The following is a 25837-nucleotide window of genomic DNA, read 5'->3' on the forward strand; positions in this document are numbered from 1 at the left end:
ACTGCTATTAATAGATACCGCTTATCTTAATCTTAATGCCCTAAGGGCTTAGGCAGATTAGCGGCATATTTGTCTAGCTGAACCTCATATTCCTTCAAGATCTCAGCAAGAGCCTGCTGCTGACCCAAGACTAATGCCGTGGGCGTATTGTCTTTTAGAGCAATCCGCTTGGTATAGCGATTACTACCAATCATAGGGTTGACCTTTCCACCATTTTCTACGGTCAGGAAAAACTCCATACTGACTACTGCTTCTGGTCGCACTCGGTAGTCTCCATAGAATTCATTAACGCTAGCTTGTAAGGTGTAATACGGAAAGAAGGTATTGCTCTGCCCTACAGCCGCAGAGAAAATGCCTGACTGATTAATCCATTGGCGCTCCGCATTTGAAACCATTTCGGCAGGTAGCGCTGTATAGACATTATAAAAATCTTTTTCAAAACGCGTATCGCCTAAGCGATACACCAAAGATCTCCCATCGTATGGTGCAGCTACAGAAACAGGGCCAATCTTCAGCCAATAGCTTGTGCGATTCTTTAGAGGTGGACCGCTGCGCTCAGGATTGACCATATAACTGGCTGGAGTCACGGGGGCGCGGGTTGGTAGTGAGCAGGCAAATAGGCTCAAGACTAGGGCAGTTATCAGAATGCGCTTCATCATTTTTGGACTCCAGATTGTCCTTGCGTGCCATTCATTGGTAGCACTATTTTCGGTGGAGGCTCACCCCATATCAAGCTCGATGGAGATTGGCTAGCTATACGACTAAATTCATTGAGATTCTCAGTAGTTTGCTTGAGATTTTCAATCGTCGCACCTGTATCCCCCTGAATACTCGCCACAGTTTGACGCAATGACACAATTGTGCCAATCAATTCACGCATCAAAATATTGAGCTCATCCTTATCGGTCACTTTAGCAATCCGCTCGATGATGACGTTTAAGGATTGAACAGACCGGACAAGGCCTTCGTTACCCTTACCATCACCTGCCATCAGTGTATTTAGATTAACTAATAGTGAGTCGAACTTTTTCTGAGTGCCTTCAAAGTCTGCATGATTTAGCGTAGAAACAAATTTTTGCATTCCAGAAATAATTTCGTCAGCTTGATTTGGGAGGGATGGAATAACAGGGTCTGCCGGCTTCCAGCTATAGGAGAGCGGACTATAGTCAGAAGGCGCATTCGAGAAATCAAACTCAACATAATTAACGCCTGTAATACCCATCGACCTGACACGGGCGCGTAAATTATTTTTAGCAAACTCTGCAATTTGGTCCTCAGTTACCTTGTCACCAAAGATTTGCATACGAATTACTACGTACTGAAGACGTTTCTCAAATGGAACATCTTTCTCGTAGATATCACCAGAGAGCCCAACCAAAGTGACTTGACCAATCTTTACACCCCTAAAGCGCACTGCAGCCCCAGTATCCAATCCGGTAACTGATTGCTTTAGGTAGGTTTCCACCATAAAGGATTTCTTAAAGAGTTGCCCGGAACCGAATATGAGAATGACGGCAACCAAAACTCCGATTGCAGCGAGCACAAACACACCGAGACGGAAATAATTAGGATTTGAGTTATTGCTCATGCTGCGTCCTTACTCATAATGCGATTAAAAAATTGATGTACTCGAGGATCTTTGCTGGTATCCCTCAACACCTTTGGGTCGCCCTCGGCGATCATGCCTTTGGCGCCCTTGTCTAACATAATGACTTTATCTGCTATTGCATAAATACTAGCCAGCTCATGCGACACAATCACGAAAGTAATACCTAAATTTCTAGATAAGTCTTGAATAGTGCTATCTAAATCAGCAGAAGTAATGGGGTCTAAACCAGCTGAAGGCTCATCTAAGAAGAGAATTTTTGGATCTAAGGCCATAGCCCTGGCAATGGCTGCACGCTTTTGCATACCGCCGCTAATTTCACTAGGCATGTAAGACTCGTAAGGTAATAAGCCAACGAGATCAAGCTTACAACGAGCCAGCAGATTCATCTGATCATCGGTAAGTTGGGTGTATTCCTGCATAAATAATGTCACGTTATCTAACAGATTCATAGAGCCAAATAAGGCACCCTGCTGATACATCACCCCAAAGCTGGTCATAATTCTTTGACGATCAGCCCCCTGCGCCCTTGTAATGTTTTGGCCCTCTATCAGCACATCGCCGGCTAAAGGTTGATACAAGCCAAAGAGATTTTTTAGCAAACTCGATTTACCGCAACCAGAACCACCCAAGATCACAAATATTTCACCATTATTCACCGTGAAATTAAGGTTCTGCATCAGTACGGTTGAGCCATAGCCTACCGTCAGGTTTTGTACCTCAATCGCAGGGCCGGTATTGTTTATTGCGCTCATCAGAACCCTGTCTTATAAGAAATATAAGCAAAGACACCGTCTACCAGGACGATCAAGACAATACTACTCACAACTGCACGCGTAGCTGATATACCCACTGCCGCCGCACCAGTGCCCGTTTGCATACCGCGTAAACATCCAACGGCAGAAATTACAACACCAAATAAGGTGGCCTTGATCAGCCCAGAGCCAATATCTTCAATCGTGACTATCTGCAGCATCCCGTTCCAAAAATTAATGAATGGAATGTCGTATGCCAGCATGGTGATCATCGAGGCGAAAATGCTCACGATGTCAGCATACAAAGTTAACACCGGCATGACCAAAATTCCGGCGAGGACGCGAGGCACTACCAAGAAGCGAATTGGGCTTAGGCCACCGCTCACTAAAGCATCGACTTCACTATTCACGGTCATCGTACCAATCTCAGCAGCAAATGCTGCTGATGAGCGACCAGCAAGCAAGATAGCCGTGACGAGAGGCCCCATCTCACGCACAATACCGAGGGCCGCTATAGGACCAACAAAAGAAACGGCGCCGAACTGTTTCATACCAATAGCTGCTTGAAAAGATAAGATGACGCCAATTAAGAAGGACACCAGACCAACAATGGGTAAGGCAGCAATACCCGCCTGAACAGCTGCATTAACAAAATCGCTCCAACGCACTTGTTTGACATTGCGCACTGACCAAATCAAATCTGCAGACAGATGTCCGGTAAATGTGGTTAAGCCTTTTGCATCATCGATTAAATTTTGCGCCGCCATTCCAGTGCTAACTACAAAACCTCTTTTGGGGCTGACTACGGGAACTGGGAATAAATTTGAGATGGGATCAAATTCTTTTAGCAACGGCTGATATCGGGAATCTAATCCTACTACTGAAAATGTGCCGCCAGCTTTTTTCTGGGCCTCTTCTAGGTCAATTAAAAAAGCAATGCCTGAACCATCCAATGAAGAAATACCAGAAGCATCAAATGTTAAGGAATGGCTTCCTGCTTTCTTTAGCCACTCGTCTTGCGCAGACCGTATTTGGGTCCATGTATTTGCCAGTGAATAGACATCCACTTTGCCAGTAATCACAATTTTTGCTGTAGCCGAGTCGACCGCTACCCACTTCGCAATGGAAGTATCAGCGCTGGGGCTGTCTATTTTGGTGGGCATTGTCAGCAAAAAGGGTTTTATTAGGGTTATTTAGCAGAACTTGAAATGATCTTATCCCAACTATAAGGGATGCTGGTGATGGCTTGATGAATATGAAAAGGGCCCAGTTTTTCAACTAGGCCCTCAATGAGATGGTGCGGCTGGCAGGAATTGAACCCACGACCCCTTGGTTCGTAGCCAAGTACTCTATCCAGCTGAGCTACAGCCGCAACAGCCATAATTATGCCATGGAAGAGAAAAACTACATTACGCCCCCTGGCCACGAACGCATCAAAGCCGAGCTTCTCAAGCTTCTAAACGTGGATCGGCCTGAAATTGTCCAGGTGGTTCATTGGGCAGCCTCAAACGGCGACCGCTCAGAAAACGGGGACTATATCTACGGCAAGAAACGCCTACGGGAGATTGATCGCCGTATACGCTTTCTCAATAAACGTCTGGAATTTGCCGTAGTTGTCGATAATTCAGCCCGAAAAAATGGAGATTCGGATGCTGAACAAGTCTTCTTTGGAGCTACAGTGACCTACTCCCCACTGGAGGGATCGGAAGCTGGAAAAGAAACGGTGGTCACCATTGTTGGGGTCGAAGAGGTTGACCTTGAAAAAAATCATGTGAGCTGGGTATCACCGATTGCTAAGGCATTAATTAAAGCAAGGCTGGGAGATAGTGTTGTGATCCAAACACCCACGGGTCCTTCTGAGATTGAAATACTCGCAGTCGAGTATCTCTAGGCAGTTTGCAAACTTTAAACTGCTCGGGTACGAGTTACTCGCATGACATCGTGATTGGTGCGCAGACTACGCATCACTTTTGATAAATGCAAGCGATCGTATACCTGGATCGTAAAACGAATGGTGACTGAATCTTCCTTGTAGCGATCTTCCATCGATACATTCATGATGTTTGAATCCGCAGAGGTGACACTGCTGGCAACCCGTGCAAGCACCCCTTTGCCTTGGCGAGTGTCAATCGCTAAATCTACTTCAAACTCACGATGAACTTCTTTACCCCACTCTACCTCTACCCACTTATCGCCATCTTTTGAGAGCATGCGTAGCGCAACTGGGCAGTCATTCGTATGAACTTGTAAACCCTCACCCTTACCGAGGTAGCCAATGATGTTATCGCCTGGTATTGGATGACAACAAGTCTGAAAGTGAATAGAGTTTCCTTCACGGCCATCAACCAAAATAGCCTGACGCTGATGGTGGTGCGCTTCTGAGGTAGCCGCTATCCAATCTAATGCACCTAAGCGCATCTGATCACTGCCGCCTTCATCGTCAATCAATATCTTAAGGCGAATGGCTAACTCTTGTGGTGACCTACGACCTAAAGCAATATTCACACAGGCTTCTTCGCGGGTTTTATCACCCGTCCAATGAATGAGTTTTTCCCAAAGCTCTGCAGTCAGAAGCGCTGCATCAACACCTTGCTGACGAAGGCTATTTGCTAAGAGACGCTCACCTAGCTGTAATGATTCAGAATAATGCTTAGTTTTTAAAGAATGTCGTATCGATGCGCGGGCTTTACCGGTACGCACAAAGACTAACCAACCAGGGTTGGGCTGTGAGCTGGCTGAAGTGACCACCTCAACAATGTCGCCGTTCTTTAGCTCGCTGCGCAATGGCAGCTGCAAGCCATTAATCTTGACTGCAACGCAAGTATTTCCAAGATCGCTGTGAATGGAATAGGCAAAGTCAAGCGCAGTAGCCCCTCTCGGAAGTGCTCTAATTTGCCCTTTAGGAGTAAAAACATAAACTGCATCAGGGAACAAATCAATCTTGACGTGCTCCAGAAATTCTTGTGAATCGCCACTGCTATCTTGTATATCAATCAGAGATTGCAACCACTGATGAGCGCGGTTTTGCACTTCACTCATATCCGGTGAGCCATCTTTATAGGCCCAGTGTGCCGCAACGCCAGCCTCGGCTACCGCATGCATATCCGCCGTACGAATCTGAAACTCTACTGGTACGCCTGATGGGCCTAATAGCGTTGTATGGAGTGATTGATAGCCATTTAGCTTAGGAATGGCGATGTAATCTTTGAACTTGCCAGGCATGGGCTTGTAGAGAGAATGCAAGATCCCAAGTGCACGATAGCAAGCATCAATACTTTGTACCGTAACGCGAAAGGCATACACATCCAAAACCTGAGAAAAACTCACGTGCTTAATACGCATTTTGTTATAGATACTATAGAGTGTTTTCTCACGACCACGCAGATCCACTTCGAGATTGACTTTTGCAAACGCTAAGCGCGAGGTTTGCAAAATCTTTTCAATCATTTCCTTACGATTGCCACGTGCCCTTTTGACCGATGCCTCAATCACCCGAAAGCGCATTGGCATGGAATAACGAAAGCTCAGGTCTTGTAAGTCGCGATAAATAATATTTAAGCCTAAGCGGTGTGCAATCGGCGCATAAATTTCAATCGTTTCTGCAGCAACCCTGCGGCGCTTCTCCATGGGAACTGCATCCAGAGTGCGCATATTGTGTGTACGATCAGCCAGCTTGACTAAGATGACACGTACATCACGCGCCATGGCCATAAACATTTTACGAAAGCTCTCCGCTTGCGCTTCTGCATGGCTCTGGAACTCTAATTTATCGAGCTTGGTTAGACCTTCTACCAATTCAGCAATCTTAGTGCCAAACTTTTCTACTAAGTCAGCATTGGTAGACCCAGTATCTTCAATCACATCGTGCAATAAAGCAGCCATGATGGATGACGCATCCAAACGCCAAGTAGCGCAGAGTTCTGCTACAGCAACTGGATGGGTAATATAAGGCTCACCACTATGGCGGTATTGGCCTAAGTGAGCAGTATCTGCAAACTGAAACGCTTTTTTAATTTGTACAACTTCATCAGGCTTTAAGTAAGTCAGTTTCGAGAGTAAATTCTCAATTGAAACGACTTGATGTTTTAAGGGCTTACTGGGTGCAGAGGTTGGCCCGAATAAATGACGACTCGATTGCGCTAGCAATGACGCCAAAACAGATTGTGAACTGCTGGTTTGATGAATGTACTTGGGTATATCTGAGGATGTATTTAATAACTCAGTTTGGATAGCCCCCATCGAGGATTCAATGGGCGAGACCCCTCCTACTAATTCCGATGTTTTTGCTGTACCTAGAGGGAGCTCCACACCGGAACTCCTAAATTACAAAGGTACTTTGGTCAGCATGTCACGGTCGGTCACACCAGCTGCAACTTCACGCAGCGCAACTACCGTTGCTTTATCTTTGGACTCGACACGTGGGGAGTGACCTTGAACTAATTGGCGAGCGCGATAAGTCGCAGCCAAAACCAGTTCAAAACGATTTGGGATGGTTTTAAGACAATCTTCTACAGTGATACGGGCCATGCTGAACTCACTTAACTTTAGCTTCAATACCCATAGGATAACTGATTAGACCCCGAGGCGTCTTAAAAGGGCTGGATTTCTGGCCATAGCAGGCCCAGAACGCAGGCGGCTGGCTGCCAAAATATGCTTAAGATCAACCAGAGCCTGATCGAAAGAGTCATTCACCACAATATAGTCAGCCTCATGGGCGTGCAGCAGCTCGACGTGTGCCGCAGCTAAACGCCTTGCAATAGTGGCTTCATCATCCTGCCCGCGCTTACGAAGGCGCTCCTCTAAAGCTTCAATTGAAGGGGGAAAAATGAAGATCCACTGAGCGGAGGGAATGAGCTTGCGAATCTGTTGCGCCCCTTGCCAATCGATCTCAAGCACGACATCGCTACCCGCTTGCATTTGTGATTCAATCCAAGGTTTAGAGGTCCCATAAAAATGACCATGCACTTCTGCCCATTCCAAAAAGTGACCTTGTTCTTTCTCGCGAAGGAATTCTTCTTTGGAAACAAAGCGATAATTTTTGCCATCCACTTCACCCGACCTAGGTGATCGTGTTGTAGTTGATAAAGAGAGAGTCAATCCCGCATCCGCTTGCAGCAGCGCATCAACCAAAGAAGATTTACCTGCACCAGATGGCGCAACAATCATCAACATGCTGCCTTGATATGCTGGAGTTGGGTTTGCCTTAGTCATGATTCAATTGTACGGATTACTCTAAGTTTTGTACTTGTTCGCGCATTTGCTCTATCAAGAGTTTGAGTTCCAGGGCGGCCTGGGTGCACTCTTCGGAAACAGACTTGGAACTTAAGGTATTAGCCTCACGATTGAGCTCTTGCATTAAGAAATCCAAACGCTTACCAACAGGGCCTTTGCCAGCCAGAGCAGTGTCAACTGCTTGTAGATGTGTTTTTAAGCGAGCAAATTCTTCTGCGACATCAATACGCACTGCATAGAGCACAACCTCTTGACGAATACGCTCCATCAGCTCTGTGCCGGACTTGGCTTGCTCTTGAACTGCTAAAGCCTCTGATAAACGTTCGGTAAGTTTTGCTTGGTACTGAGCCACATACTCTGGAACTTTTGGTTCAATCGTTTTCACGATCGCACGCATCTTGCCTGTGATATTGGTGAGAACGCCAACCAAAGCCTTGCCTTCGGCATTTCGGCTTTCGGTTAAAACCGTTAAGGCTGCTTTACCAGCCTCGACAGTAGCGGCGATCCAACCCTCTTCCTCGCCGCGCGGCTCAGAAACAACCCCTGGCCAGCGGAGTACATCAGAAATACTGAGCTCTCGAGCATTGGCAAAGGTTTTTTGCACCTGGGATTGAAAGATTTTAAGCGCATCTAAGCGATCTTGATTTAATGCTCCCAGGGCTTGGGGGTTGGCTTTGGCAGCTCCGCTACTGCTATTAATCCGCCAGGCTGCTCTAAATTCGACTTTTCCCCGAGAAAGGCTCTGAGTCACCAACTCCCGTAAGACGGGCTCTGCCCCACGGCATTCGTCTGGAAGACGAAATCCTAAATCCAGAAAGCGGCTGTTAACAGCCCGACATTCCACCTGCAGATCAGCAACTACGCCAGCCCCTAGGGATACTTGGCGAGAAGCGCTGCCATAACCAGTCATGCTCGATATCATAGGGACATTGTAGATTCTTTATTTGTTCCAACCCAAACCTTTAGGCAAAATTTGATGAGCACCCAATCTATCACCCGTCCAAGCGGCCGCAAGCCAAAAGACCTGCGCCCTGTCACGATTTCCAGGGCCTTTACTAAGCATGCTGAAGGCTCCGTCCTGATCGCCTTTGGGGATACCAAGGTGCTGTGTACTGCCAGCATTCTAGATAAGGTGCCACCACATAAAAGAGGCTCAGGTGAAGGCTGGGTTACTGCTGAATATGGCATGCTGCCCCGCTCTACTCATACCCGTAGTGATCGAGAAGCGGCGCGAGGTAAACAATCTGGTCGCACCCAAGAAATTCAGCGTCTGATTGGTCGCGCAATGCGCAGCATCTTCAATCTAGAAATTTTGGGTGAGCGCACGATTCATTTAGATTGTGATGTCTTGCAAGCCGATGGTGGCACACGTACTGCTTCGATTACTGGAGCTTATGTTGCTGCGCGAGATGCAGTCAATCACTTACTCAAAAGTGGAGCTCTGACTCAAGACCCGATCATAGATAGCGTTGCCGCTATTTCGGTTGGCATTTATCAAGGCACTCCCGTATTAGATCTAGACTATCCAGAAGACTCCTCTTGCGATACAGATATGAATGTGGTCATGACCGGCAAAGGCGGCATGATTGAAGTTCAAGGCACTGCAGAAGGCCCAGCATTTTCCAGAACTGAACTCAATGCCCTTCTCGACTTAGCTGAACAAGGCATTCGGGAACTAAGCCAGCTACAAATAGAAGCATTGAAGTAACTATTGCTTGGTAATAATTCATATTTATTAGTTAATGCATAAGCTCGTTCTCGCCTCCAACAATGCTGGGAAAGTGAAAGAATTTCAGGCGCTCTTGGCGCCATTGAATTTTGAAGTCATTCCACAAGGAGTCTTAGGCATACCTGCGGCTGAGGAACCTCATCACACCTTTGTAGAGAATGCGCTTGCTAAAGCACGTCATGCGAGTAGCGCCAGTGGTTTACCTGCCTTAGCAGATGACTCTGGTATTTGCGCTCATGCTTTAGACGGCAGACCTGGAGTGCACTCTGCTCGCTATGCTGGTGAGCCTGCCAATGATCTCGCCAATAATCGAAAACTCATCTCTGAATTAAACAATCAATCTGATCGCAGCGCGCATTATGTTTGTGCTCTGGTGCTAGTTAATAGTGCTGATGACCCCAATCCCATGATTGTTGAATCTAGCTGGTATGGCGTCATTGTGGATGAAGCAAAAGGAACTAATGGCTTTGGCTATGACCCGCATTTTTTCTTACCTGAACTCAATCTGACCGCTGCAGAACTTGATCCTGCCCAAAAGAATTCAATCAGCCATCGCGGTCAAGCGCTGCGCGAGCTCATGAGCCAATTACAGACTCGTGTTTAATGAGTATGGTGAATAAAATTTCGCTGACAGCCTTACCACCTCTGGCTTTGTATATTCACTTTCCGTGGTGTGAAAAGAAATGTCCTTATTGCGACTTTAATTCACATCAAATTAAAGATGGCACAAAACATACAGGTGGTTTTGATGAGCAGCGCTATATCAATGCTCTCATTACCGACCTTGAAACTGAGTTACCCAATATTTGGGGGCGCCAAGTACACAGCATCTTTATTGGCGGCGGCACACCTAGTCTCTTATCTGCTGCAGGCATGGATCAATTACTCTGCGCTGTACGTGCCAGAGTTAATCTAGAGCCAGACGCAGAGATTACGATGGAAGCTAATCCTGGATCTGTTGAAGCGGATAAATTGGCTGGCTTTGCTAAAGCTGGGATCAATCGGGTTTCATTAGGCATTCAGAGTTTTCAAGATGCACAGCTCAAAGCTTTAGGGCGAATTCATAATGGGGCTGAAGCAAAACGTGCAGTCCAAATTGCATTGGATTACTTCAAATCTGTTAATTTAGACCTGATGTATGGTTTGCCCAATCAAAGTCTTGAGGCGGCAAGATCGGATATAGAGACTGCCCTGTCTTTTAAGACCCCTCACCTTTCTCTTTACAACCTCACGCTTGAGCCCAACACCTACTTTGCGAACTTTCCTCCAAAGTTACCCAATGATGATGAGATTGATGCGATCTTTGAGCAAAATTTAGAACTCCTCACCAAAGCAGGCTATCAGCGTTATGAAGTCTCTGCTTATGCCAAGAAAGATCAGGAATGTAAGCACAACCTGAACTACTGGCGCTTTGGCGATTACACGGGCATTGGTGCTGGTGCCCATGGAAAGATTTCTTATCCGGGGAAAATTACTCGCCAAGTTCGCGAGCGTCATCCAGAAACCTATATGCAGGCCATGGAGACAAAAGGCAACGCCCTCATTGAGTCCCGCGACATTGCTTCCAAAGATCTTCCCTTTGAATTTATGCTCAACACCTTAAGGCTGACAGATGGCGTTGATACGAATACCTTCAGTGAGCGCACTGGCCTGCCTTTGAGTGTGATTAGCAAAGGTCTGGAGGCAGCGAGTAAAAAAGGTTTATTAGATGAGAACCCGAGCAAACTCAAAGCAACCCCTTTGGGTCTTCGCTACTTGAACAATTTACAAGAAATGTTCTTAGAGTAACTTGCTAGCTTTGAGATTACTTACCAGCCCACACGGGCGACTCACCTTTTAAGAAGGAAGCGACACCGTTTTTAAAATCAGCACTGCCATACGTTTCCCGAATCAGATCTTCGCAATCAGGTAGTTGGTTAGCAATGATTCTGGCCATGATGAGTTTGCTAGCCTTTTGAGTAATGGGTGCCAGTTTTGACAAGCGCTCTGCTAAAGCATCTGCTTCTTTGCCAAGTTGATCGGCATCATACGTAGCCAGCAAGTAGCCTTGGGCTTTCAGTTCGTTTGCTGGAATCATTTCTGCTAAGAGCAGCATGCGCCGAACGATATTCATACCCATGTGAGCAACCAACCAGGCGATATTGCCGGGATAGAGGCAGTTACCAAGGGTTCGAGCGATCGGTACACCAAACTTCGCGTCGGGCGTGGAGATCTTAAAGTCGCAACATGTCGCAATAGCAAGACCGCCACCCACCGCCATTCCGTCAATCACGGCAATCGTGGGTATTGGCAATGTTGCTAAGGGGTTTAAATAGTCATGAATGGCTGCTTCGTAACGAACGCCATCTTCACCATCTTGAAAACTCGTAAATTGCGCAATGTCACTGCCAGAGACAAAAGACTTGCCCCCAGCACCGCGAAAGATAGCCACCCGAATATCAGGATTCTTAGCAATGTCCTGGCAGATTGATTTCAGGCTTTCATACATAGCTACCGTCATGGCATTACGCGCAGCTGCATGATCGAAGGTAACGTACGCAATCTTGCCACGCAACTCAAGAACTACTTGCGCAACCTTACCCTCTTGATCTTTTTCTGTCATGGAGAAAACTTATTCAGCTTTAATGTTTAAGCTCTTAACCAAGCGCTGGTATTTAGCGAGCTCGCCAGCCAAGAAGAGGCTAAAGGCTGCAGGAGTTGCAGGACCTTCAGGCTGCAATCCCTGTGAATCTAATGTCTTCTTGATTTGGGGATCCGCCATCGCTGCTTTTACTGCCTGATCGATCTTATTTACTACCGCTGGATCCATGCCCTTAGGCCCCATGATGGAATACCAGTTAGTCACATCAAATCCAGTAATGCCGACTTCATTAAATGTTGGAACATTAGGAAGTATTGATAAACGTTTAGGAGTAGAGATCGCCAATGCTTTTAGGCCACCCTGGTTAATTTGCTGTAAGTTTGGAGGCAAAGTATCAAAGTTCATCGTAATCTGACCACCAAGCAAATCGATAATGGCTTGGCCACTACCCTTGTATGGCACATGATTAATTTGAATGCCAGCAATCTTGCCAAATAACGCGCCCGCTAAATGCTGTGTGCTACCGATACCAGATGAACCGTAGGTCATCTGTCCTGGATTGGATTTAGCAAGCGAAATCAATTGCGCTACGGAATTCACTGGCAATGATGATTTAACAACCAATACGTTTGGCACATAACCTAAGTAGGTAATGGGCGTGAAATCGGTTGCAGGATTGTAAGGAACGTTGGTTAAAACAAATGGTGCAATAGCATTGGAGTTAGAGTGGCCAACCAACAAGGTGTAACCATCTGGATTAGCTTTAGCGATCTGATCTGCAGCGATCGTTCCAGCTGCTCCTGATTTGTTTTCAACAATAACGCTTTGACCCAAAATCTCGCCCATCTTCGGTGCGATGGCTCTAGCCACAATATCCGTGCCGCCACCTGGAGCAAATCCGACGATTAGTCGAATCGGTTTGCTTGGGAAGGCTTGCTGAGCGAGCGCAAGAAATGAAGCACAACTCAGGGTTGCAGCAATCAGGCTACGTAGCACCCACTTAGGTAATTGAACCAACATACAGCCTCCAAATTTATTTAAGTCGTTTTTGATACTATTGGATAATCATTCTAATCATATAAAAAACAAGCGAGACAATGAGCAAAACACCCATCAGCCCTTCTTTAAAGGGGTCAACCAGACCTTTACCCCTTGCTGGTGTGCGGGTACTAGATGTTTGTCAAGTCATGGCTGGCCCCTACTGCTGCATGCTCTTAGCCGACTTAGGCGCCGATGTCATTAAGATTGAGCCGCCTGGAACTGGTGATCAGACCCGCGGGGCGATGGGTTTCAAGATGAAAGGTTCAGACAGCATGGGCTTTCTGAACATGAACCGCAATAAGCGCAGCCTGACTCTCAATCTCAAAACCGAGGCTGGCAAAAAAGTCTTTTTTGAATTGGTGAAGACAGCAGACATTTTGGTGGAAAACTATCGTCCTGGTGTCATGAAAAAGCTGGGAATTGATTACCCTTCACTTCAACCCATCAACCCTGGTTTAGTTTATGCCAGCATCTCTGGTTTTGGACAAACCGGCCCATGGGCAGATCGACCTGGTTTTGATTTGATGGCACAAGCCATGTCAGGTGTGATGAGTGTGACTGGTTATCCCGATGGCCCGCCAGTAAAAGCTGGCGTTCCGGTAGCTGATATTGGTTGCGCGCTCTTCGCGATCTACGGAATTTTATCTGCCTACATTGGTAAAACCAAAACAGGTGAAGGTCAATTTATCGACGCCTCGCTATTTGACTCTGCTTTAGCATTTTCCATCTGGGATACCGCGCAATATTGGGGTACTGGGGTTGAGCCCTATAAGCTTGGAACTGCAAATCACATGAGCGCACCCTATCAGGCTATGAAAGCTGCTGATGGCTACTTTGTGATGGGCGCTACCAATCAAAAGCTGTGGAAATTACTCTGCGACAAAATTGGCCGTCCCGAGTTAATTGAAGACGCCCGTTTTAAAACCAACCCTTTGCGCTTAGCTAATCGTTTAGAGCTCGCAACTGAACTTGAAAAAACTTTCGTCACTAGAACGAGCCATGAATGGGTAGATGATTTATTAGCTTCAGGTATTCCGGCAGGACCAATTAATACATACCCAGAAGCATTTGATAGTGAACATGGTCGTCATCGCAATATGCGCATGGACATTGATCATCCGATTGAAGGAACTGTTCCCAATATTGGTTTTGCAGTCAAGATGATGGGTACACCCCAGCAGGTGCGTATGCATCCTCCTTTGCTGGGCGAACACACAAGCGAAGTTCTTGCTGAGCTTGGAATCGCTGGTGATGAACTGAAAGCACTCGAAGCTGGAGGCGCTTTTACGCCATAGTCCAAGCTGATGAGTTAGGGCTTATGTTTGTGGCGGAAGAGGTGAGATTCGAACTCACGGAGGACTTTCATCCTCGCCAGTTTTCAAGACTGGTGCATTCAACCGCTCTGCCACTCTTCCTTTGCGATTTCAGCCCTAGATTATAAGGAATTTTTGATTTTTCCCTCTAAATACCTAGCAATCGCAATACTGGAGGTTAATCCTGGGGACTCAAAGCCATATAAGTTGTAGAGTCCTTGCAGGCCATGGTCTTGGGGAGTATTGAAACAGAAGTCTTCTGCAGCGCTATTGGGTGGCACTATTTTGGCTCTTACGCCCGAATAATCTGGCTGTAAGGAGTTATCTTTGAGCTCTGGCCAATAGCGCCTTACGGCCTCATAGAAACCTTCCCCTCTTTTTGGGTCTACCGTGTAATCAATCTGCTCTTCATTGTCTATATCAAGCCACTCCACGTCGGGGCCAAACTTCGCTTGTCCACCCATATCTAAAGTGAGATGAACCCCAAGACCGCCTGGTTCTGGAATGGGATAAATCAAATGGGTAAATGGTGATTTACCCGAGAGTGAAAAATAGTTCCCTTTTGCAAAGTAGGCTTTTGGTATTTGATCCTTCTCTATTCCTTCAATCTTTTGAGCCACCGCCGGTGCACTCATCCCGGCACAATTAATCAATAATTTCGTTTGTAATTTCATGCCATCAGGACCACCGATGCTTAATTCAAAACCACCCTCTGCTCCCTGTCCAATAGGCCTTGCACTGATCAGAGGTGAATGGTAGGCAATCATGCCACCGGCATCTTCAAAGCCACCTAAAAGTGAAAGCATATAAGCATGGCTATCTATGATGCCTGTGCTTGCAGAAAGGATTGCTGCTGAACATTTTAATTTCGGTTCGAGTTGCTTTGCCTCTTCACCTGAAATCATCTTAATGTCAGGTACTCCATTGTTTTGGGCCTTGTAAAGAATCGCTTGCAAGTCATCAATCTGTGAGTCCTCTGCAACGATGAGCTTGCCATAAGGCCGAGTTCCTACTAGATGAGTACGACAATATTCATATAGGAGTCGATTGCCTTCAACGCAAAGCTTTGCTTTGAGTGAGTCTTTTGGATAGTAGATGCCGGCATGAATCACTTCGCTATTACGAGCACTGCTAATGGTGCCAAAAGAGCCTTCTCTCTCAAGCAGAATGGTTTCACGGCCTTGGAGAGCCATTTCTCGAGCGACAGCCAGGCCAACCACCCCAGCGCCGATTACGACACAGTCAACTTGCTCCATCTATTTGCCCATCTTTGCATTCATAACTAGGAATATACCGAATTCCTAGCAATTTCAGCGTTTTAGGAGATTTAGGGGTCCTTCTTGATAAAATCTAGAAATGTCTTCTAGCACCATGCAAAACCCAGAAAATATCGCTGCCAGTACCCATATAGCTGTCGATGTGGTGCTCGATACTGCTTACCAAAATATCAGTCCGGCACAGTGGGAAAAGCTGTTCTCCGTTGCTCGCAAATCTAAGCTAGAAGGTTTTATTGCCGATATGTTTGCCGGCAAACATATCAATCTAAGCGAAGATCGCCCTGCCTTGCATTCTGCGCTGCGCAATCTTTCTAAATCACCTGTCATGCTCGATGGCAAAGATGTTATGCCAGCAGTTACCGAGGTATGGCATCGTATTGAAGCCCTCTGCAATAAATGGGTAGGCATTACGGATGTCATTCACATTGGTATTGGTGGCTCTGACTTTGGCCCCCGCTTGGCCATTGAAGCATTAGCCCATGTTCCCGGCATTGCGAGTCGTGGCATGCGCATGCACTTCTTGGCCAATATTGACACTGCCGAGCTAGCACGCATTCTGGATCGCGCTCAGCCCAACAGCACCCGCGTCATCATTGTTTCAAAGTCATTTACCACTTTGGAAACCACCATGAATGCCAAGGCAGTAGTCAATTGGCTCAAAAATAGCGACTGTACCCATAGTCAAATTGCACATTCTTTATATGCTGTCACTGCCAATATTCCTGCTGCTAGAGAGTTTGGTATTGCGGAAGAAAATATTTATCCATTTTGGGATTGGGTCGGTGGTCGTTATTCAGTTTGGTCTGCAGTTGGACTTCCTATTGCCTTGCAATATGGCTTCAAAAATTTTGAGCAATTTTTGGCTGGTGCTCATGCGATGGATTTGCATTTTAAGAATGCGCCCTTAGAGCAAAATCTGCCAGTCATTATGGCTTTAGCTTTATTGCACCAACAAGAAGCCATGGGTATTAAAGCTTATGCAGCGATTCCGTATGCGGATGCCTTAGATTGGTTTCCCAAATGGTTACAACAACTCGATATGGAAAGTAATGGTAAGTCCGTTGATAGAGATGGCAAGCCAGTAAAGCACTCCTCACCAGTAGTCTTTGGTAGTGCAGGCAGCAATGCGCAGCACTCCTACTTCCAACTCCTTCACCAGGGTAGTGATGTTGTCCCTATTGATTTCATTGCAGTGCGCAAGCCAATGAGTGATCGACCAGAAGCTGTCGCACATCACCGCATCCTCTTATCTAACTGTTTAGCTCAAGCCCAAGCCTTAGCACACGGCAAAAAGGCTGAGAATCCAAATGATGTTTATCCAGGTAATCGCCCAAGCAACCTCATCCTTTTGCCAGAGCTCAATGCTTTTTATCTAGGAGCTCTCTTGGCTCTTTATGAAAACCGTGCTGCTAGTCTAGGTGCACTTTGGAATATCAATAGCTTTGATCAACCTGGAGTGGAATATGGCAAAGTGCTTGCGAAGCCGATTGAGAAAGCACTTCTAGGCGACTCACATGTAGAAGCCAATGACAATATTGATGCTGTTACCGCAGCGCGTATTAATTTATTAAATAGTTAGGATTTACCGTGCAGCTATCCCCTTCCATTTTTAAAGCTTATGACATTCGCGGCATTATTGATGAAACCTTAGATCCATCCATTGCAAAGCTTATTGGCCAGGCTTTTGGAACTGAGATGCGTGGGCTTGGTGAAACCGAGATTGTGATTGGTCGTGATGGGCGCTTATCTGGTCCCTCTTTAATTGAGGCATTAACCGAAGGTTTGCTCTCTACCGGTATCAATGTCATTGACTTGGGCATGGTTGCCACACCGATGGTGTACTTTGGAGCTAACCAAGTACTTGATGGTAAACAGCCTAAGTCGGGCATCATGATCACCGGTAGTCATAATCCACCAAACTACAACGGTTTCAAAATGGTTTTGGGTGGTGCCGCCATTTACGGTGAGCAGATTCAGGCTTTGCGCAAAAGAATTGAAGCAAAGAAGTTTATTTCCGGCCAAGGTAGCCGCTCTACCTTTGATGTCTTCCCAATGTATTTAGAGCGCATCGTTGGCGATGTGAAGTTGGCTCGTCCTATGAAGATTGCAGTTGATTGTGGCAATGGTGTGGGTGGCGCATTTGCTGGCAAATTATTTAGAGCTTTGGGCTGTGAAGTCCAAGAACTCTTTTGTGAAGTTGATGGCCACTTCCCCAATCACCATCCCGATCCTGCACATATTGAGAACTTGCAAGATCTCATTAAAAACTTACAAACTACCGATAACGAATTAGGTCTCGCCTTTGATGGTGATGCTGATCGTCTGGGCGTTGTGACTAAAGATGGACAAGTGATTTTCCCTGACCGTCAAATGATGCTCTTTGCTAAAGATGTGCTCTCTCGCAATCCTGGTGGCCAGATTATCTATGACGTCAAGTGCACCCGCAATCTAGCAACTTATGTGAAAGTGCATGGTGGTGAGCCTTTGATGTGGAAGACCGGTCACTCTTTAGTGAAAGCAAAACTCAAGGAAACCGGTGCACCACTAGCCGGTGAAATGTCCGGCCATATCTTCTTTAAAGACCGTTGGTTTGGGTTTGATGATGGCCTATACACCGGCGCACGTCTTTTGGAGATTCTTTCTAAAGAAAAAGACCCCAACAAAACCCTCAATGATTTACCTAACGCCATCTGCACTCCAGAATTACAACTCGCTTGCGCTGAAGGTGAGCCTTTTACATTGCTTGAGACTATCAAAGCGAATGCCAAGTTTCCTACCTCTGAGTCCATCAATACGATCGATGGCGTCCGCGTGGAATACGCCGATGGCTTTGGACTTGCCAGACCATCGAATACCACTCCAGTCGTGGTAATGCGCTTTGAGGCAGACAGTGAAGAGGCAATTGCCCGTATTCAGGCGGAGTTTAAGGCTGTTTTACTGGCAGCCAAGCCAGATGCGAAGTTGCCGTTTTAACTCTCTACATAAATACGAAGGTTCGATTAAGATTTCGTATGAATTCACCCGTTAGCGCCCCAATTGCCTTTGATTACCCCCAGCAAGATGCTGCAGGAGTCACCTGTACTGCCCAAGCATGGGCAAAGACGCCGCCCCATCTTCATGGTGCTGAAAAGGCATCTGTAATTGCTCGCATTAAACAATTACTGATTGAAAAAGATGCTGCCTTGGTCGCTCACTATTATGTCGACGGTGACATTCAGGATCTGGCCATGGAAACCGGCGGTTTTGTTGCCGACTCTTTAGAGATGGCGCGTTTTGGTAAAAATCATCCCGCCAAGAATCTCATTGTTGCTGGCGTTCGCTTTATGGGCGAATCAGCTAAGATTCTCAGCCCTGAGAAACGCGTCTTTATGCCTGACTTAGAGGCCACCTGCTCATTAGATTTAGGGTGTGATGCAACTGATTTTGCTAAGTTCCGTTCTTTGCATCCTGATCGTGTTGTCGTGGTTTATGCCAACACCAGCGCTGCTGTAAAAGCACAAGCCGATTGGATGGTCACTAGCTCCTGTGCATTAGCGATCGTGCATCAACTCAAAATGGAAGGTAAAAAGATTTTGTGGGCGCCAGATCGTCACCTTGGTAGATATATTCAAGAGCAAACTGACGCTGATATGTTGTTATGGAATGGTGCATGCATTGTTCACGATGAGTTTAAGGCTGCTGAGCTAGAGATTCTGAAGGCTGCCCATCCCAATGCCATGATTTTGGTTCACCCTGAATCTCCACAAGCTGTCGTTGATTTAGCCGATGTAGTTGGCTCTACTTCAGCCATGATCAAAGCAGTAGTCGACGGTAGTGCTACTGAATATATTGTTGCTACTGATAAAGGTATCTTGCATCGCATGCGTCAGTTGGCTCCAAACAAGAAATTAATTGAAGCACCTACCGCTGGTAATAGCGCTACTTGTAAAAGCTGTGCCCACTGCCCTTGGATGGCCATGAATGGTTTGCAAGGAATCTTGGATTGCCTGGAGAACGCCTCTGGCGAAATCTTCATTGAAGAGTCGGTGCGTGCTAAAGCATTGACCTGTATTGATCGTATGCTCGATTTCACTAAGAATCACCCTGACCTTCTAGCCAAAGCCCAGCATGGCTTTGTGAAGAATATTGGCGCTGCTTAATTTATGTTTGATTACAACGAATCCCTAGAACAAGCTCGCCAACGCAATATTGCTGATGCACTAATGGAAGATATTGGTACTGGCGATTGGACTGCTAAGTTGGTACCCAGCAAAACTGTTCGGGCTCAACTCATCGTCCGCCAAGCGGCAGTTCTCTGTGGTGTGGATTGGTTTGAGGGCACCCTCAAGAAGCTCGATCCCAATGCCAAAGTGACCTGGTATTACCGAGAAGGCAATCTCATGAAAGCCGATACTAAGGTTTGCGATATCGAAGCTGATTCTCAAGCCCTGCTCTCTGCTGAGCGTACTTGCATCAACTTTCTGCAGACACTTTCATGGACTGCCAGCATCACTCGCCAGCATGTTGAGGCTATAGCAGGCGTTAGCCCAAACCCTAAAGGCTGTGCAGTACTAGATACTCGCAAGACGATTCCAGGCTTACGCCAAGCCCAGAAATATGCAGTACGTGTTGGCAGCGGTCAAAACCAACGCCTTGCCCTTTGGCATGGCATCCTCATTAAAGAAAACCATATTGCTGCAGCTGGCAGTGTCACTGCAGCGCTCAAGAATGCTCAAGCACTTAATGCCGGCGTTGATATTCAGATTGAAGTGGAAAACTTTTCTGAATTAGAAGAAGCCCTCGCTGCAGGTGCTAAAAGTATTTTGATTGATAACTTCACCACTGATCAAATGAAGCAAGCGGTAGCCTTAACAGCAGGCCGTGCATTGCTAGAAGCTTCTGGTGGCATTAATCTAGATCAGATGCGCTCTATTGCTGCGACTGGTGTTGATCGCATCTCGCTTGGGAAGTTAACCAAGGATGTTAGTGCAGTTGATTTTTCGATGCGCATTTTGTAATACCCCCCTTCGTTGGCGTTAGCTGACAAACTCTTCAAACCCCGCCGATATTCAGTGGGGTTTTTCATTTCTAGACTAAAGCCCATACATTGCTTGGGTTAAGTCCTTTTTTCTCAATTTTTGTATTGACATTAATTATTTATGTATATACATTAATAGGGTAGATATTTGATTGAGTTTGATGATGTGAAGCGTGAAATCACCTTGTTCGTTCGAGGCTTAGATATGGCTAGAGCAAATGAGATATTTGAAGCGTCCCATATGGATCAAATTGACTATAGAAAAGATTATGGAGAACTAAGAATCAGAACATTTGGCTACCTAGATTCAAAACCAGTATTTATTGTTTGGACCTATAGGGGCTCTAATAGAAGAATCATTAGCATGAGGAGAGCAAATGAACGTGAAATCAAAAAATATGAAGGAAGAATGGGTTGATCCAGACGATGCACCAGAAGCAGATGAAGAATGGTTCAGAAATGCTCACGTCTATATTGGCGATACCCTTATTAAAAGAGGTGTTGGTCGTCCACCCATTAAGAACGCGAAAGAAATGCTCAGTCTTAGACTAGATTCTGATGTTCTGGAAAGATTACGTGCCAGTGGTAAGGGATGGCAAACACGTTTGAGCAAACATATCAAAGAGGCAGTTTTAAAAGGAGCTCTTTAAGTTGACTAAGTTTCTTTTTTACTTTCTGCACCCTCTGCTTGAGGGGTCAAGATAGTTGGGTACGAGACCGCCCAAGTACCAGGGTAATCGCGGCTGTAATGCAATCCCCTACTCTCTCTGCGCATGAGTGCTGATCTCACAATCAACTCGGCACACTCAAGTAAGTTGCGTAGTTCAATCAGATCTCGCGTCACTTTAAAGTTCGCGTAATACTCTTGCACTTCGTATCTCAGGAGTTTGATACGATGTAATGCACGCTCTAGCCTTCGATTGGTTCTCACAATACCAACATAGTTCCACATCAAAGAACGCAATTCATCCCAGTTATGAGCAATCACTACCTGCTCATCAGCATCTTCCACCTGACTTTCATCCCAAAGTGGAAGATTTGGCATCGCTGGTGTTTTAAGTCCAGAGATATCTTCTGCGGCGGCCTTACCAATGACCACACACTCCAACAATGAATTACTTGCTAGGCGATTAGCGCCATGCAATCCAGTATAGGTAGCTTCTCCGACTGCATATAACCCTGGTAGATCGGTTCTGCCCTTGAGGTCAGTCACCACGCCACCACAGGCATAGTGAGCAGCAGGCACTACGGGTATTGGCTCTTTAGTAATATCTAGACCAAGACTTAAGCAGCGCGCATAAATCATGGGGAAGTGTTCTTTGATGAAGACTTCCCCTAAATGGGTGGCATCAAGATGAACATAATCTAAACCGTGCTTTTTCATTTCAAAGTCGATTGCTCTTGCAACAATATCACGTGGCGCCAACTCCTTACGCTCGTCGTGCTCTGACATGAAAGGAGTACCATCTGGTAATTTTAAGAGTCCGCCCTCACCCCGCATAGCTTCAGTAATTAAGAAGGTGCGATCGTTAGGGTGATACAGACAAGTCGGATGAAACTGAATAAATTCCATATTGCCGACACGGCAGCCTGCACGCCAAGCCATCGCAATACCATCTCCCGTAGCGGTATCAGGATTACTGGTGTAGCGATATACTTTTCCTAGGCCACCAGTAGCAAGGACCACTGACTTTGCCTGAATCGTTTCTACACGATTATTTTTAATATCCAAGGCATATACGCCGTAACAACGATTCGGTTTAGTGCGCTGTGTCTTAGCATCAAGATGACGATTGGTAATCAGATCAAGCGCAATCCAATGTTCTAAGATCTGAATATTTTTATGGGCTCTTGCTTTATCTAAAAGAACTTCATGAATTGCCTTGCCTGTTGTATCTGCAGCATGTGCAATACGACGATGACTATGTCCACCTTCACGAGTTAAATGTAAACCCATCGGACCAGACTCGTCGGTTGTAAATGGCACCCCTTGCTCTACCAACCACTTAATTGCATCAGCGCTTTCTTCGGCAATATAGCGTGCGGTAGATTCGACTACGAGTCCTGCGCCTGCATCGATGGTGTCAGCAACATGAGAATCAACGCTGTCATGCTCCTTATCCACTACCCCTACGATGCCACCCTGTGCCCAGGCAGTAGCAGCATCACCTAGACCACGCTTAGCCATCAGAATCACTGGCTGGGTCTCAGCCATATGCAAGGCAACAGTTAAGCCCGCAAGGCCTGCACCAATGATCAGAACGGGTAACTCAGCTTGGACTTGTGAGGAGGATGGTTTTGAACTGGCCATGGATCATTCTACTGGGCAAATACAAAAAGGCTCCAACAGTGAAGCCTTTTTGGGTTTTAGCGCATGTTAAAGCAAATGCTTAGGTGGTGATTGCCGCCTGATTGAGCTTAGTATTATTGGTGCCATAACCCATCACCTTAGCTACCTGCCCACCCTTCGCCAGCTTGACTGCGCAATACTTAAATTCTGGAATCTTGCCAAATGGATCTAAAGCAGAATTGGTGATCAAGTTTGCTGCAGCTTCATAGTAAGCAAACGGAATAAACACTACACCTCTTGGAGTGCCATCATCTCTACGCACATGAATACCGACTTCACCACGACGAGATTGCACAGTAATCACATCACCAGCAGTAACACCTAGCTGAGTCATATCTTCGCCATGCATCGAGACAGTAGCCATAGGCTCAATCGCATCAAGCACAGTAGCGCGTCTTGTCATACTACCGGTATGCCAATGCTCTAACTGACGTCCTGTAATCAGCACAAATGGGTACTCGGTATCTGGACGCTCATTTGCAGGAATGATATCTGCTGGTACTAGCTTGACCTTGCCATCAGGAGTTGCAAAGGAGTCATCAAATACGATGGGGCGACCTGGGTCTTCAGCAGAAAGGCAAGGATAAGTAACGCTAGATTCTTTTTCCAGGCGCTCCCAAGTAATACCGTTTATAGCCCCGTGCATCGCTTGACGCATTTCGTCATAGACTGCAGCTACGCCGGCATCAGGGCCCTGGTAATTCCAATTCAGGCCCATCCGTTTTGCAATCTCTTGAATAATCCAAAGATCCGGCTTGGCATCGCCAGGAGGATCAATTGCTTTTTTACCCATCTGCACCATACGATCGGTATTGCTTGCTGTACCCACCTTCTCTGGCCAAGCACTTGCTGGCAAAACAACGTCCGCCAGTAAAGCGGTCTCTGTCATGAAGATATCTTGTACTACGAGATGCTCTAAGGATGCCAATGCGTGACGTGCATGATTTAAATCGGGGTCACTCATTGCAGGATTTTCACCTTCGACATACATGCCACGAATCTTATCGGGATCACTATCTGGGGCTGTGATCTTATGCATGATCTCGACTACGGTATAGCCAGGCTTTTTATCTAATGGCATACCCCAGAATTTTTCAAACCATGCATGCGCCTCTGGATTGTCTACACGTTGGTAGTTCGGGAACATCATCGGTATTAATCCAGCATCACTGGCGCCTTGCACATTGTTTTGACCGCGTAATGGATGCAAACCAGAACCGGGTTTACCAATTTGACCAGTAATGCTCACCAGCGCAATTAAGCAACGCGCATTATCCGTACCATGAACGTGTTGGCTCACACCCATGCCCCACAGGATCATTGCCGATTTTGTAGTCGCAAACTCTCTTGCTACTTCACGCAAAGTTTCTGCTGGGATACCACAGATCGGCGCCATAGCTTCAGGGCTATAGCCCTTGATATTTTCTTTTAAAGCTTCAAAATTATTGGCACGATTTTGAATGAACTCTTGATCAGCCAAGCCTTCTTCAATGATCGTATAGATCATCGCATTAAGCATTGCCACATCAGTATCGGGTTTGAACTGCATCGTACGCCAAGCATGCTTACTGATCTCAGTACTGCGTGGATCACACAAGACAATTTTGGCGCCACGTTTAGCGGCATTCTTAAACCACGTTGCTGCTACGGGGTGGTTGGCAGTCGGATTTGAGCCAATCAAGAAAATCATGCTCGAGTGCTCAACATCATTCACTTGATTACTTACGGCACCAGAACCAACGCCTTCAAGTAATGCAGCTACAGAAGAGGCGTGGCAAAGGCGCGTGCAATGGTCGACGTTATTGCTACCAAACCCAGTACGTACTAGCTTTTGAAATAAATAAGCCTCTTCGTTACTACCCTTAGCAGAACCAAAGCCAGCCAATACTTTTAAACCGTGTTTGTCTTTCAGCTTCTTCAGGCCACCACCAGCAACTTCCAATGCTTCTTCCCAGCTTGCCTCACGGAAGATGCTAGACCAATCCTGAGGGTTCTGAGTGGCAGTCTCGTCTTTTGGGACGCCCGCCTTACGAATTAATGGCTTAGTAAGACGCTGTGGGTTATGAATGTAATCCATACCAAAGCGACCTTTAACGCAAAGGCGATTATGGTTTGCTGGGCCATCGCGACCCTCTACACTCACAATCTTTTCATCTTTGACGTTGTAAGTAATTTGGCAGCCGACGCCGCAGAATGGGCAAACAGAATCCACTTTGCGATCAACCATTTGCGAACCGATTAAACCTTTAGGCATTAATGCGCCGGTTGGGCAAGCTTGCACACACTCGCCACAAGCAACGCAAGTGCTATCACCCATTGGGTCATTGAGATCAAAGACGATTTCGCTATGAGAGCCGCGCATGGCGTAGCCGATCACATCATTGACTTGCTCTTCACGACAAGCACGGACACAACGGTTGCACTGAATGCAAGCATCTAGATTTACAGCCATCGCCGGATGGGATATGTCGTGCGCAACTTTCTCGCGACGCAAGGCTTTTAACTCTGGGCGCACTGTGACGTCCATGCGAGTAGCCCAAGTACTGAGCTCACCATGTTGATTCTGTAGTTCTTCTGCTTTGCTATCCCCTACCCACTTAAAGCCTACATCGGGCATATCGGAGAGGAGCATCTCTAGTACGAGTTTCTGACTCCTAACAGCGCGCTCGCTATTGGCCTTGATCTCCATTCCTGGGGTAGCACTTCTACAACAGCTCGGGGCTAAGGTGCGTTCACCATTAATTTCAACTACGCAAGCACGGCAATTGCCATCAGGGCGATAGCCATCTTTGAAGCACAAATACGGAATATCAATACCGTGACGTTTGGCGGCCTTGAGAATGGTTTCGCCTTCATAGGAAACTATGGTCTTGCCGTCTAGCTTGAACTCTACGGTTGGTAATTCGAGTTCTTTTGGATTGGTTGGTGCGTTCATA

The 25837-nt window shown here is 46.4% G+C and carries 24 protein-coding genes and 2 tRNA genes; 11 read left to right on the forward strand and 15 right to left on the reverse strand.

What is annotated here, in order from left to right:
* Positions 1-32 precede the first annotated feature (32 nt).
* From CBI31_RS08155 to CBI31_RS08175, 5 genes are all read right to left on the reverse strand, one after another.
* Positions 33-659 carry a PqiC family protein gene (locus CBI31_RS08155; protein WP_088525922.1) on the reverse strand — a complete coding sequence of 209 codons (627 nt, stop codon included), beginning with the start codon at positions 657-659 and terminating at the stop codon, positions 33-35.
* A complete protein-coding gene (locus CBI31_RS08160; RefSeq protein WP_088525923.1) occupies positions 656-1588 on the reverse strand; it encodes an MlaD family protein in 933 nt (310 codons plus the stop codon). Before CBI31_RS08160 ends, CBI31_RS08155 begins: the two co-directional genes overlap by 4 nt.
* Positions 1585-2361 carry an ABC transporter ATP-binding protein gene (locus tag CBI31_RS08165; RefSeq protein WP_088525924.1) on the reverse strand — a complete coding sequence of 259 codons (777 nt, stop codon included), beginning with the start codon at positions 2359-2361 and terminating at the stop codon, positions 1585-1587. Before CBI31_RS08165 ends, CBI31_RS08160 begins: the two co-directional genes overlap by 4 nt.
* Positions 2361-3524, reverse strand: coding sequence for an ABC transporter permease (locus CBI31_RS08170; protein WP_088525925.1), 1164 nt, complete (start codon positions 3522-3524; stop codon positions 2361-2363). The genes CBI31_RS08165 and CBI31_RS08170 overlap by 1 nt, the downstream gene beginning before the upstream one ends.
* Before the next feature lie 132 nt (positions 3525-3656).
* Positions 3657-3733: transfer RNA gene (locus CBI31_RS08175), tRNA-Arg, on the reverse strand.
* A gap of 18 nt (positions 3734-3751) precedes the next feature.
* Between CBI31_RS08175 and greB the strand changes: the two genes are divergently transcribed.
* Positions 3752-4252, forward strand: a complete 501-nt coding sequence (gene greB, locus CBI31_RS08180) for a transcription elongation factor GreB (RefSeq protein ID WP_088525926.1) — start codon at positions 3752-3754, stop codon at positions 4250-4252.
* 14 nt (positions 4253-4266) lie between these two features.
* On the opposite strand, the gene CBI31_RS08185 is transcribed toward greB, so the two are convergent.
* The 4 genes from CBI31_RS08185 to CBI31_RS08200 form a co-directional block, all read right to left on the reverse strand.
* Positions 4267-6600 carry a RelA/SpoT family protein gene (locus CBI31_RS08185; protein ID WP_420812078.1) on the reverse strand — a complete coding sequence of 778 codons (2334 nt, stop codon included), beginning with the start codon at positions 6598-6600 and terminating at the stop codon, positions 4267-4269.
* An 84-nt stretch (positions 6601-6684) separates the two neighbouring features.
* Positions 6685-6888 carry a DNA-directed RNA polymerase subunit omega gene (rpoZ, locus tag CBI31_RS08190; protein ID WP_088525928.1) on the reverse strand — a complete coding sequence of 68 codons (204 nt, stop codon included), beginning with the start codon at positions 6886-6888 and terminating at the stop codon, positions 6685-6687.
* 45 nt (positions 6889-6933) lie between these two features.
* Positions 6934-7572, reverse strand: a complete 639-nt coding sequence (gene gmk / locus CBI31_RS08195; protein WP_088525929.1) for a guanylate kinase — start codon at positions 7570-7572, stop codon at positions 6934-6936.
* Positions 7573-7588: 16 nt separating this feature from the next.
* On the reverse strand, positions 7589-8515 hold the full coding sequence (locus CBI31_RS08200) for a YicC/YloC family endoribonuclease (protein WP_088525930.1): 927 nt from the start codon (positions 8513-8515) through the stop codon (positions 7589-7591).
* 54 nt (positions 8516-8569) lie between these two features.
* On the opposite strand from CBI31_RS08200, the gene rph reads away from it, so the two are divergent.
* The 3 genes from rph to hemW are packed head-to-tail and all read left to right on the forward strand — an operon-like array spanning position 8570 to position 11110.
* A complete protein-coding gene (gene rph / locus CBI31_RS08205; protein WP_088525931.1) occupies positions 8570-9301 on the forward strand; it encodes a ribonuclease PH in 732 nt (243 codons plus the stop codon).
* A gap of 34 nt (positions 9302-9335) precedes the next feature.
* On the forward strand, positions 9336-9926 hold the full coding sequence (gene rdgB, locus CBI31_RS08210) for an RdgB/HAM1 family non-canonical purine NTP pyrophosphatase (protein ID WP_088525932.1): 591 nt from the start codon (positions 9336-9338) through the stop codon (positions 9924-9926).
* Positions 9926-11110 (forward strand): radical SAM family heme chaperone HemW, encoded by a 1185-nt coding sequence (gene hemW / locus CBI31_RS08215; protein ID WP_420812077.1) that lies wholly within the window; start codon positions 9926-9928, stop codon positions 11108-11110. Before rdgB ends, hemW begins: the two co-directional genes overlap by 1 nt.
* Positions 11111-11126: 16 nt before the next feature.
* On the opposite strand, the gene CBI31_RS08220 is transcribed toward hemW, so the two are convergent.
* On the reverse strand, positions 11127-11924 hold the full coding sequence (locus CBI31_RS08220) for an enoyl-CoA hydratase/isomerase family protein (RefSeq protein WP_088525933.1): 798 nt from the start codon (positions 11922-11924) through the stop codon (positions 11127-11129).
* Positions 11925-11933: 9 nt separating this feature from the next.
* Positions 11934-12923, reverse strand: coding sequence for a Bug family tripartite tricarboxylate transporter substrate binding protein (locus CBI31_RS08225; protein WP_088525934.1), 990 nt, complete (start codon positions 12921-12923; stop codon positions 11934-11936).
* A gap of 77 nt (positions 12924-13000) precedes the next feature.
* Between CBI31_RS08225 and CBI31_RS08230 the strand changes: the two genes are divergently transcribed.
* Positions 13001-14239, forward strand: a complete 1239-nt coding sequence (locus CBI31_RS08230; protein WP_088525935.1) for a CaiB/BaiF CoA transferase family protein — start codon at positions 13001-13003, stop codon at positions 14237-14239.
* A gap of 30 nt (positions 14240-14269) precedes the next feature.
* Here the strand turns inward: CBI31_RS08230 and CBI31_RS08235 are convergent.
* Both CBI31_RS08235 and CBI31_RS08240 read right to left on the reverse strand, forming a co-directional pair.
* Positions 14270-14359: transfer RNA gene (locus CBI31_RS08235), tRNA-Ser, on the reverse strand.
* Positions 14360-14379: 20 nt separating this feature from the next.
* The gene (locus CBI31_RS08240; protein WP_088525936.1) at positions 14380-15513 is read right to left on the reverse strand and encodes an NAD(P)/FAD-dependent oxidoreductase; all 1134 of its coding nucleotides are present in this window, start codon (positions 15511-15513) and stop codon (positions 14380-14382) included.
* 100 nt (positions 15514-15613) lie between these two features.
* On the opposite strand from CBI31_RS08240, the gene pgi reads away from it, so the two are divergent.
* The 6 genes from pgi (at position 15614) to CBI31_RS08270 (ending at position 21201) form a co-directional block, all read left to right on the forward strand.
* Complete coding sequence (gene pgi / locus CBI31_RS08245; RefSeq protein ID WP_240553862.1) at positions 15614-17113, forward strand: glucose-6-phosphate isomerase; 1500 nt, start codon at positions 15614-15616, stop codon at positions 17111-17113.
* Between the two features lie 8 nt (positions 17114-17121).
* Positions 17122-18507, forward strand: a complete 1386-nt coding sequence (locus CBI31_RS08250; RefSeq protein ID WP_088525937.1) for a phosphomannomutase/phosphoglucomutase — start codon at positions 17122-17124, stop codon at positions 18505-18507.
* A gap of 38 nt (positions 18508-18545) precedes the next feature.
* Positions 18546-19673 carry a quinolinate synthase NadA gene (gene nadA / locus CBI31_RS08255; RefSeq protein WP_088525938.1) on the forward strand — a complete coding sequence of 376 codons (1128 nt, stop codon included), beginning with the start codon at positions 18546-18548 and terminating at the stop codon, positions 19671-19673.
* 3 nt (positions 19674-19676) lie between these two features.
* Positions 19677-20531, forward strand: coding sequence for a carboxylating nicotinate-nucleotide diphosphorylase (gene nadC, locus CBI31_RS08260; protein WP_088525939.1), 855 nt, complete (start codon positions 19677-19679; stop codon positions 20529-20531).
* A 225-nt stretch (positions 20532-20756) separates the two neighbouring features.
* A complete protein-coding gene (locus tag CBI31_RS08265; protein WP_240553881.1) occupies positions 20757-20969 on the forward strand; it encodes a BrnT family toxin in 213 nt (70 codons plus the stop codon).
* The gene (locus tag CBI31_RS08270; RefSeq protein ID WP_112218919.1) at positions 20929-21201 is read left to right on the forward strand and encodes a BrnA antitoxin family protein; all 273 of its coding nucleotides are present in this window, start codon (positions 20929-20931) and stop codon (positions 21199-21201) included. Before CBI31_RS08265 ends, CBI31_RS08270 begins: the two co-directional genes overlap by 41 nt.
* Before the next feature lie 5 nt (positions 21202-21206).
* Here CBI31_RS08270 and nadB read toward each other — a convergent pair whose 3' ends face one another.
* Entirely contained in the window at positions 21207-22862 is a 1656-nt protein-coding gene (nadB, locus tag CBI31_RS08275) for an L-aspartate oxidase (RefSeq protein ID WP_088525942.1), read from the reverse strand.
* A gap of 79 nt (positions 22863-22941) precedes the next feature.
* On the reverse strand, positions 22942-25836 hold the full coding sequence (gene fdhF / locus CBI31_RS08280) for a formate dehydrogenase subunit alpha (RefSeq protein ID WP_088525943.1): 2895 nt from the start codon (positions 25834-25836) through the stop codon (positions 22942-22944).
* Between the last annotated feature and the right edge of the window lies 1 nt (position 25837).

Origin of the sequence: Polynucleobacter campilacus (assembly GCF_002206625.1) — a bacterium.
GTDB lineage: Bacteria > Pseudomonadota > Gammaproteobacteria > Burkholderiales > Burkholderiaceae > Polynucleobacter > Polynucleobacter campilacus.

Excerpts from the sequence above, each read along its gene's own strand:
- CBI31_RS08155 (WP_088525922.1), bottom strand. The coding sequence starts at position 659 with ATGATGAAGCGCATTCTGATAACTGCCCTAGTCTTGAGCCTATTTGCC.
- CBI31_RS08160 (WP_088525923.1), bottom strand. The coding sequence starts at position 1,588 with ATGAGCAATAACTCAAATCCTAATTATTTCCGTCTCGGTGTGTTTGTG.
- CBI31_RS08165 (WP_088525924.1), bottom strand. The coding sequence starts at position 2,361 with ATGAGCGCAATAAACAATACCGGCCCTGCGATTGAGGTACAAAACCTG.
- CBI31_RS08170 (WP_088525925.1), bottom strand. The coding sequence starts at position 3,524 with ATGCCCACCAAAATAGACAGCCCCAGCGCTGATACTTCCATTGCGAAG.
- greB (WP_088525926.1), top strand. The coding sequence starts at position 3,752 with ATGGAAGAGAAAAACTACATTACGCCCCCTGGCCACGAACGCATCAAA.
- CBI31_RS08185 (WP_420812078.1), bottom strand. The coding sequence starts at position 6,600 with ATGGGGGCTATCCAAACTGAGTTATTAAATACATCCTCAGATATACCC.
- rpoZ (WP_088525928.1), bottom strand. The coding sequence starts at position 6,888 with ATGGCCCGTATCACTGTAGAAGATTGTCTTAAAACCATCCCAAATCGT.
- gmk (WP_088525929.1), bottom strand. The coding sequence starts at position 7,572 with ATGACTAAGGCAAACCCAACTCCAGCATATCAAGGCAGCATGTTGATG.
- CBI31_RS08200 (WP_088525930.1), bottom strand. The coding sequence starts at position 8,515 with ATGATATCGAGCATGACTGGTTATGGCAGCGCTTCTCGCCAAGTATCC.
- rph (WP_088525931.1), top strand. The coding sequence starts at position 8,570 with ATGAGCACCCAATCTATCACCCGTCCAAGCGGCCGCAAGCCAAAAGAC.
- rdgB (WP_088525932.1), top strand. The coding sequence starts at position 9,336 with ATGCATAAGCTCGTTCTCGCCTCCAACAATGCTGGGAAAGTGAAAGAA.
- hemW (WP_420812077.1), top strand. The coding sequence starts at position 9,926 with ATGAGTATGGTGAATAAAATTTCGCTGACAGCCTTACCACCTCTGGCT.
- CBI31_RS08220 (WP_088525933.1), bottom strand. The coding sequence starts at position 11,924 with ATGACAGAAAAAGATCAAGAGGGTAAGGTTGCGCAAGTAGTTCTTGAG.
- CBI31_RS08225 (WP_088525934.1), bottom strand. The coding sequence starts at position 12,923 with ATGTTGGTTCAATTACCTAAGTGGGTGCTACGTAGCCTGATTGCTGCA.
- CBI31_RS08230 (WP_088525935.1), top strand. The coding sequence starts at position 13,001 with ATGAGCAAAACACCCATCAGCCCTTCTTTAAAGGGGTCAACCAGACCT.
- CBI31_RS08240 (WP_088525936.1), bottom strand. The coding sequence starts at position 15,513 with ATGGAGCAAGTTGACTGTGTCGTAATCGGCGCTGGGGTGGTTGGCCTG.
- pgi (WP_240553862.1), top strand. The coding sequence starts at position 15,614 with ATGTCTTCTAGCACCATGCAAAACCCAGAAAATATCGCTGCCAGTACC.
- nadA (WP_088525938.1), top strand. The coding sequence starts at position 18,546 with ATGAATTCACCCGTTAGCGCCCCAATTGCCTTTGATTACCCCCAGCAA.
- nadC (WP_088525939.1), top strand. The coding sequence starts at position 19,677 with ATGTTTGATTACAACGAATCCCTAGAACAAGCTCGCCAACGCAATATT.
- CBI31_RS08265 (WP_240553881.1), top strand. The coding sequence starts at position 20,757 with ATGGCTAGAGCAAATGAGATATTTGAAGCGTCCCATATGGATCAAATT.
- CBI31_RS08270 (WP_112218919.1), top strand. The coding sequence starts at position 20,929 with ATGAACGTGAAATCAAAAAATATGAAGGAAGAATGGGTTGATCCAGAC.
- nadB (WP_088525942.1), bottom strand. The coding sequence starts at position 22,862 with ATGGCCAGTTCAAAACCATCCTCCTCACAAGTCCAAGCTGAGTTACCC.
- fdhF (WP_088525943.1), bottom strand. The coding sequence starts at position 25,836 with ATGAACGCACCAACCAATCCAAAAGAACTCGAATTACCAACCGTAGAG.